The 1,371-nt window shown below is 74.3% G+C and carries 1 protein-coding gene; it reads right to left on the bottom strand.

Annotation, left to right across the window (positions count from 1 at the left end; genetic code table 11):
• A partial coding sequence (locus tag ACFFNX_RS50065) for an amino acid adenylation domain-containing protein (RefSeq protein ID WP_378213546.1) occupies positions 1 to 1,371 on the bottom strand: 1,371 nt, incomplete at both ends.

Genomic DNA, 1,371 nt, shown 5'->3' with positions numbered 1-1,371 from the left:
TCGCGTCCACCTCGGCGGACGCTCCGCGTATGGCCGCCTGCGCGGCCCGGTGGACGGCGGCGGCCCGGCGGGAGCCGTTCTCGTCGCGTTCGCGGCGTCCGGTCTCCACGAACGCGGCCAGCCGGCGTCCGCCGGGCGCGGAGTCGTCGACCGCGACGGCGACGGCGGCCACCGAGGGATGCGACTGGACGGCGGCCTCGATCTCGGCGAGTTCCACCCGGTAGCCGCGGATCTTCACCTGGGCGTCCTCACGGCCGAGGAACTCGATCGAACCGTCCGGGAGGTAGCGGCCGATGTCGCCGGTGCGGTAGATCCGCGCACCCGTGCCCGGCTCGGTGACGAACCGTTCCGCCGTACGGGCCTCGTCGCCCAGGTAGCCCAGCGCCACCCCCGCACCGCCGATGTACAGTTCGCCGGGCACCCAGTCGGGGCGGGGCCGCATGGCGTGGTCGAGCACGTGAAAGCTCTGGTTGGTCAGCGGCCGGCCGTACGGGATGCTGGGCCGCGAGACGTCGACCTCACCGACCGGGTGTGCGATCGACCAGATGGAGCCCTCGGTGGCGCCGCCGAGTGAGACGATCTCCAGGCCCGGCAGGATCGCCCGTGCCTCATCGGGCAGCGTGACGGGGATCCAGTCCCCCGACAGCAGGGCCAGCCGCAGCCGGCTCGCCTCCAGCGCAGGTCCCGAGCTCAGCCAGTCGCACAGCATCTGGAGCTGCCCGGGGACGGAGTTCCAGACCGTCACCCCCGCATCGGTGATGAGGTCGGCCCAGTGGGACGGGTCGCCGCGGCGGTCCGCGTCCGGCAGCACCAGGACACCGCCGGCGGACAGGGTGCCGAACAGGTCCCACACCGACAGGTCGAACCCGAGCCCGGCGACGCCGAGGACCCGGTCGCCGGCGCCGATCCCGTGGCGCCGGTCGATGTCCTCGACGGTGTTCAGGGCCGCCCGATGGCTGATCATCACGCCCTTCGGGCTGCCGGTCGAGCCGGAGGTGTAGATGACGTACGCGAGGTCGTCGGGCGAGACGGCCCGCGGCGGCGCGACGGCCGGCATGGCGTCTTCGGGCAGGTCGTCGACGGCGAGGGCGGTCACGGTGTCCGGCAGGTCACCGGCCTCGGCGAGCCAGGACTGGGTGAGCACGACGCGGACGCCCGCGTCGGACAGGATCGCGTCCCGGCGCGCGGCGGGCTGCGCGGTGTCGACGGGCAGGTAGGCGCCTCCCGCGAGGAGCGTGCCGAGTACGGCGACCACCTGCTCCCAGCCCTTGTCCATCCAGATCGCCACCGGCTCGGCGGGTCGCAGCTCGGCGGCGCGCAGCCGCCCGGCCACCTCCGCGTCGCGGCCGGTGAGCTGCCGGTAGGTCAGGG

It is taken from the genome of Actinoallomurus acaciae (assembly GCF_042429965.1).
In the GTDB taxonomy this organism is placed as follows: domain Bacteria; phylum Actinomycetota; class Actinomycetes; order Streptosporangiales; family Streptosporangiaceae; genus Actinoallomurus; species Actinoallomurus acaciae.
The sequence above is the reverse complement of the archived record's forward strand: the minus strand, read 5'-3'. Positions and strand labels throughout refer to the sequence as shown.